3 protein-coding genes and 2 pseudogenes are annotated in these 6,475 nt (G+C 71.4%); 3 read left to right on the forward strand and 2 right to left on the reverse strand.

Features of this window, described 5'->3' with window-relative positions:
* Positions 1-10 precede the first annotated feature (10 nt).
* Positions 11-2,700 (reverse strand): annotated as a pseudogene (gene aceE, locus B1205_RS25845) (pyruvate dehydrogenase (acetyl-transferring), homodimeric type).
* A 186-nt stretch (positions 2,701-2,886) separates the two neighbouring features.
* On the opposite strand from aceE, the gene B1205_RS25850 reads away from it, so the two are divergent.
* The gene (locus B1205_RS25850; protein WP_172967946.1) at positions 2,887-3,291 is read left to right on the forward strand and encodes a YjbQ family protein; all 405 of its coding nucleotides are present in this window, start codon (positions 2,887-2,889) and stop codon (positions 3,289-3,291) included.
* Between the two features lie 37 nt (positions 3,292-3,328).
* Here the strand turns inward: B1205_RS25850 and B1205_RS25855 are convergent, their stop codons facing one another.
* Positions 3,329-4,972: an alkaline phosphatase D family protein gene (locus B1205_RS25855; RefSeq protein ID WP_089157977.1), complete on the reverse strand. Its 1,644-nt coding sequence runs from the start codon at positions 4,970-4,972 to the stop codon at positions 3,329-3,331.
* A 220-nt stretch (positions 4,973-5,192) separates the two neighbouring features.
* Here B1205_RS25855 and B1205_RS25860 point away from each other — a divergent pair, with 220 nt between their 5' ends.
* Entirely contained in the window at positions 5,193-5,651 is a 459-nt protein-coding gene (locus B1205_RS25860) for a MarR family winged helix-turn-helix transcriptional regulator (RefSeq protein ID WP_089157978.1), read from the forward strand.
* Between the two features lie 160 nt (positions 5,652-5,811).
* A pseudogene (locus tag B1205_RS32380) lies at positions 5,812-6,475 on the forward strand (hypothetical protein); the annotation flags it as partial.

The following is a 6,475-nucleotide window of genomic DNA, read 5'->3' on the forward strand; positions in this document are numbered from 1 at the left end:
GTGCGGGTTTTTAGCTGTCGCCGCCGGTCTCGCCGACCGGGGCGGCGGTGACGTCGTCCAGCGCGTACTTGCGGGCGGCGTCGGCCGGTACGTGGGGCGGGACCACGCCGCGCAGGGCGAGCTGCCGCAGCGTGGCGACCGCCACCGACTCCGCGTCGACGTGGAAGTGGCGGCGCAGCGCGTGCCGGGTGTCCGACATGCCGAAGCCGTCGGTGCCGAGCGAGGTGTAGTCACCCGGCACCCAGCGGGCGATCAGGTCCGGCACCGCGCGCATCCAGTCGCTGACCGCGACCTTCGGGCCGTCGGCGTCGGCCAGCTTCCGCTGGACGTACGGCACCCGCTGCTCCTCGCCCGGGTTCATCAGGTTGTGCTCCTCGCATTCCACCGCGTCGCGGCGCAGCTCGGTCCAGGACGTCACCGACCACACGTCGGCGGCCACGCCCCAGTCCTCGGCGAGGAGCTGCTGCGCCTTGAGCGCCCACTGCATGCCGGTGCCGGAGGCCAGGATGTTGGCCTTCGGCGCCTCCCCGTCGACCTGCGGGGCCGGCGAGTAGCGGTAGATGCCCTTGACGATGCCCTCGACGTCCACGCCCTCCGGCTCGGCCGGCTGGAAGATCGGCTCGTTGTAGATGGTGAGGTAGTAGAAGACATTCTCCTGCGCCTCGCCGTACATCCGGTGCAGGCCGTTCTCCACGATGTGCGCCAGCTCGTAGGCGAACGCCGCGTCGTACGCGACCACCGCCGGGTTGGTGGCGGCGAGCAGCAGCGAGTGGCCGTCCTCGTGCTGGAGGCCCTCGCCGTTGAGCGTGGTCCGGCCGGCGGTGGCGCCGAGCACGAAGCCGCGCGCCATCTGGTCGGCCGCCGCCCAGAACCCGTCGCCGGTGCGCTGGAACCCGAACATCGAGTAGAAGATGTACATCGGGATCATCGGCTCGCCGTGCGTGGCGTACGACGTGCCGGCGGCGGTGAACGAGGCGACCGAACCGGCCTCGTTGATCCCCTCGTGCAGGATCTGCCCGGTCGTCGACTCCTTGTACGACAGGAACAGCTCCCGGTCGACCGAGGTGTAGCGCTGGCCGTGCGGCGAGTAGATCTTCTGGGTCGGGAAGAGCGAGTCCATGCCGAAGGTGCGGGCCTCGTCCGGGATGATCGGCACCCAGCGCTTGCCGAACTCCTTGTCCTTCATGATGTCCTTGAGCAGGCGGACGAAGGCCATCGTGGTGGCGACCTTCTGCTTGCCCGACCCGCGCTTGACGTCGGAGAACCGCTCGCTGCCGGGGATCGCCAGCGTCTTGCGCTCGGTGGTGCGCGACGGCAGGAAGCCACCGAGCTGGCGACGCCGCTCCCGCAGGTATTCCATCTCGTCCGACTTCTCGTCCGGCGTGTAGTACGGCGGGAGGTAGGGGTTCTCCTCCAGCTGCTTGTCCGGGATGTCGAGGTAGAGCCGGTCGCGGAACAGCTTCAGGTCGTCCAGCGTCAGCTTCTTCATCTGGTGCGTGGCGTTGCGGCCCTCGAAGTGCGAGCCCAGCGTCCAGCCCTTGATGGTCTTGGCGAGGATCACCGTCGGCTGGCCGGTGTGCTCCATCGCCGCCTTGTAGGCCGCGTAGAGCTTGCGGTAGTCGTGGCCACCCCGCTTCAGGTTCCAGATCTCGTCGTCGGAGAGGTGCTCGACCATCTTGCGGGTCCGCGCGTCACGACCGAAGAAGTGCTCCCGCACGTACGCCCCGGACTCCGCCTTGTAGGTCTGGTAGTCACCGTCGGGCGTGGTGTTCATCAGGTTGACCAGCGCGCCGTCGGTGTCCGCCGCGAGCAGCGGGTCCCACTCCCGGCCCCAGACCACCTTGATGACGTTCCAGCCGGCGCCCCGGAAGAACGCCTCCAACTCCTGCATGACCTTGCCGTTGCCGCGGACCGGGCCGTCCAGCCGCTGGAGGTTGCAGTTGATCACGAAGGTGAGGTTGTCCAGCTCCTCGCGGGCGGCCACGCCGATCGCGCCGAGCGACTCGACCTCGTCCATCTCGCCGTCGCCGAGGAACGCCCAGACGTGCTGCTGGGAGGTGTCCTTGATGCCACGGTGGTGCAGGTAGCGGTTGAACCGCGCCTGGTAGATGGCGTTCAGCGGACCGAGCCCCATGGAGACGGTGGGGAACTCCCAGAAGTCCGGCATCAGCCGCGGGTGCGGGTACGACGGAAGCGCGCCGCCGGGGTGCGACAGCTCCTGCCGGAAGCCGTCGAGCTGGTCGGCGCTGAGCCGGCCCTCCAGGAACGCCCGCGCGTACATGCCGGGGGAGGCGTGACCCTGGTAGTAGATCTGGTCGCCGCCGCCCGGGTGCTCCTTGCCACGGAAGAAGTGGTTGAAGCCCACCTCGTAGAGCGACGCGGAGCTGGCGAACGTGGAGATGTGGCCGCCCACGCCGATCTCCGGGCGCTGCGCCCGGTGCACCAGCATGGCGGCGTTCCACCGGATGTACGCCCGCAGCCGCCGCTCGATGTGCTCGTCACCGGGGAACCACGGCTCCCGCTCCGGCGGGATGGTGTTGATGTAGTCGGTGGTGGTCAGCGACGGCACCCCGACCTGGCGCTCGCGGGNATGACACCGTCGAGCGACTCGACCCATTCGCTGGTCTCTTCAGGGTCGATGTCCGGAAGCTGGCTCGGCAGACCAGCGGTGATCACCGGGCGCTTGCGTTCCGTAGCCACAGGCGTTCCCTCGGTTCTGTGTGGGATAGGTCTCTAGCGCCATCCTGCCCCCTCGTGGCGCTCGTCGTCACGTCTGCCTCCCCCAGACGCGACGCTGAACACAGGTACCCGCCGGTAACTTTGTGCGATCACGCTGCCCGCGGGGCTTGGCGGCGGGGATCCGGCGGCTGCGGCAGAATGCGCCGTATGCGCAGCGAGGTGATCAGCGTCCGGACCGGATCCCGGCCGACCGTCCGGGACATCACGGCCGAGGCCGAGCGGTTCGTGGCCGGCGCGGGCGACGGCCTGCTGCACGTCTTCGTCCCGCACGCCACCGCCGGGCTGGCGATCATCGAGACCGGCGCCGGGTCCGACGACGACCTGCTCCGCGCGCTCGACGACCTGCTTCCCACCGACGATCGGTGGCGACACCGGCACGGCTCACCCGGGCACGGCCGCGACCATGTGCTGCCCGCGTTCGTGCCGCCGTACGCGACGCTGCCGGTGCTCGACGGGCGGCTCCAGCTCGGCACCTGGCAGTCGATCTGCCTGGTCGACCCGAACGGCGACAACCCGGACCGCCAGGTCCGCTTCTCGTTCCTGGCCGGCTGAGCCGGGCCGGGAGCGTCGCCCCCGGCCCGGCCCGGCGTCACGGACGCACCGTCTCCGTCTCCACCGTCTGCCGGCCCTGGTCGACCCCGGGCGCGGCGGTCCGCGCGGCCGCCGGCGGCCGGTCGTACGTCAGGTTCAACCCGGGGACGCGGTCCTCGATCACGAACGTGGCCCGGGTGTACGCCGGCGCGTCCGGCCGGCTCACGTACGGCAGCACGTCGAAGTTCGCGGTCAGCTCCTTCGGCGTGAGCGTGGTGCGGACGTAGCCGCGCAGGTTGTTCTGGAAGCGCAGGTGCGGGTTGAACGCCAGCCACGGGTGCGAGCCGGTGGGCGAGTCCGCGCCGTCCCCGGTCGAGGTGATCGAGGAGCAGACCAGCTCGCTGCCGACCGTGGGGGAGGTGGGGTCGGCGTAGTCCAGCTTCAGGTCGCTGGCCCAGTGCGCGTGCACGTCGCCGGTGAGCACGACCGGGTTGCGCACCCCGGCGGAGACCCAGCCCCGGGTGATCCGGTCCCGGGAGGCGACGTACCCGTCCCAGGCGTCCATGCTGGTGACCGTGAGCGGCCCGGCGTTGTTGTCCCGCTGGGCGAAGAAGACCTGCTGGCCGAGGAGGTCCCAGCGGGCCTCGGAGCGGCGGAACCCGTCCAGCAGCCACGCCTCCTGCTCCGCCCCGGTGATCGACCGGGCCGGGTCGTACGCCGCCTCACAGCTCTTGTACCCGTCGCCGCACGCCTGGTCGTCCCGGTACTGCCGGGTGTCGAGCATGTGGAACGTGGCCAGCCGGCCCCAACGCACCCGGCGGTAGAGCTGCATGTCGATGCCGCGCGGGATCGAGGTGCGGCGCAGCGGCATGTTCTCGTAGTACGCCTGGAACGCCGCCGCCCGCCGGGCGAGGAAGTCCGGGTCGGCGGCCTCGGGCACCTCGTCGGCCCAGTTGTTCTCCACCTCGTGGTCGTCGAAGACCACCACCCAGGGCGCGACCGCGTGCGCGGCCTGGAGGTCGGTGTCGGTCTTGTACTGGGCGTGCCGCTGCCGGTAGTTGGCCAGCGTCCGGGTCTCCGGCCCCTCGTGGTCACGCGGATTGCCGCCGGGCACGGTGTAGGTGTCCGGCGCGTACTCGTACTGGTAGTCGCCGAGATGCAGGATCAGCTCCGGCTCCGTCTCGGCCAGCCGCCGGTAGGCGGTGAAGTACCCGTGCTCGTACTGCGAGCAGGAGACGAAGCCCATGGCCAGCGCCGAGGGCATCGACCACGGCGGCGGCGCGGTGCGGGTGCGGCCCACCGGCGAGAGCCAACGCTCGGCGCGGAACCGGTAGAAGTACTCCCGGCCCGGCAGCAGCCCGCCCAGCTCGACGTGCACGCTGTGCGCCGACTCCGGCCGGGCCAGCCCGACGCCGCGCCGCACGACATGCCGGAAGCGCTCGTCGGCGGCCACCTCCCAGGCCACCGGCACCACCCGGGACGGCATGCCGCCCAGGCCGTCCTCGGCCAGCGGCTCGGGCGCCAGCCGGGTCCAGAGCACGAAGCCGTCGTGGTCGGGGTCGCCGGAGGCCACCCCGAGCGTGAACGGGTCGCGGCGCAGCGGGCCGGGCGACGCGGCGGCCGCGAGCGGCAGGCCACCGACCGCGCCGGCGGCACCGAGCGCCGCGCCGCTGAGCAGGATGGTACGTCGGGACAGGGTCACGATTTTCCTCCCCGGAATCCGGTTCGTCGACTCCGGGCAGCCTCACGGCCGCCGATGGCCGCCAGGTGACGCGCGGTCGACCGGACGGCACTTCCCGCCGAACAGCGGCCGGCGGATGAAATCGGGTGACGTCATCCGAGCAGTCGTCCCGGCCGGGTCGCTGCCTTGCGCCCGCATAGTGGAGCAGGTCAATTGTTGATTCGGCACGTACCATGGGGGTATGGCGCATCCCACCGTTCCCGTCGACGGCGACCGGGCCGACCTGGTGCGCCGGATCCTGCACCTGGCCGCCGCCGTGCGGCACCAGCAGGACCAGGGGATCGCCGCGCTGGGGCTCACTCCGGCGACCGCACGGGCCCTGCACGAGCTGGACCCGGACCGTCCGCTGCCCGCCCGCGACCTGGCCGAGCAGCTCGGCTGTGATCGGTCCAACGTCACCGGCCTGACCGACCGGTTGGAGCAGGCCGGGCTGGTGCAGCGCCGAACCGACCCGGTCGACCGGCGGCAGAAGACGCTCGTGGTCACCGACCGGGGCCGGCAGGTACGCGACCAGGTGCGGCAGGTCATGTCGGACTCCCGACTGCTCGACGGGCTCAGTACGCCGGAGTTGACCGCGTTGCGTGACCTGCTGCGGAAGACCTCCGACGGCGGCTGCCCGCCGCAGTGCGACGAGACCTGAGCACGCCCGGAAGCCCGGGAGGGCGACGTCGACGCCAGTTCGGGGAATTGGCGGCATTCGACGCGCCACGACCCCGCCACCTCGCCGTACCGGTGTCGACCAACATGGGCTGCCCAAGCTCCTGACGTGTCCGACTGGGCGAGCCGGGCCGGATTCGGTAATGCTGTCCGACGTGACCACCCCGCACGACCTCGACGACCGGATCCGGGCCGACCTGGCCGCACTCGGCGTACCCAGCCGACGGCGCGACCTCGCTGAACCGCTGCCCGGCGGGGCGCTGCCGGGCGATGGAGGGCCTGATGGTGGGACGCTGCCGGACGGTGGGGTGCTGACCGGGGCGCAGGCGCTGGCCATATTCGACGCGCAGGTCACCAGCCGGCTGCTCGACCTGGCCGGGCGCTGGCTGCGCGGCTTCGGCGAGGGGTACTACACGATCGGCTCGGCCGGCCACGAGGGCAACGCCGCCGTGGCCGCCGCGCTGCGGCCGACCGATCCCGCGCTGCTGCACTACCGCTCCGGCGCGTTCTACTGTCTCCGCGCCGCCCAGGCGGCCGGCGCCTTCCCGGCCGGTCCGCCGGCACCTGCCGAAGCCGCCCCGCCGACATCTGACCCAAGCGGCTCACCGGAACAGCTTCCGGGCGGTGGGTGGACGTCGCGCTCGGGGGATTCATCGGACACGGCGACGGACCGCATCGGGCCGGATGCCGCCACCCTCCCCGCGTCCCGGGAAGCGCGGTCCGACAGGCGGGAAGCGTCGAGATCTTGGTACGAAAGCGCCCCTGGAGGGGCCATTCCTTACCAAGATCTCGATCGGTCGAGCGAGG

The organism is Micromonospora sp. NBS 11-29 (genome assembly GCF_002140155.1).
Classification (GTDB): domain Bacteria; phylum Actinomycetota; class Actinomycetes; order Mycobacteriales; family Micromonosporaceae; genus Micromonospora.

Bases quoted from the DNA above. Each gene is read 5' to 3' on its own strand.
- B1205_RS25850 (WP_172967946.1), top strand. From the start codon at position 2,887: ATGCGCAGCGAGGTGATCAGCGTCCGGACCGGATCCCGGCCGACCGTC.
- B1205_RS25860 (WP_089157978.1), top strand. From the start codon at position 5,193: ATGGCGCATCCCACCGTTCCCGTCGACGGCGACCGGGCCGACCTGGTG.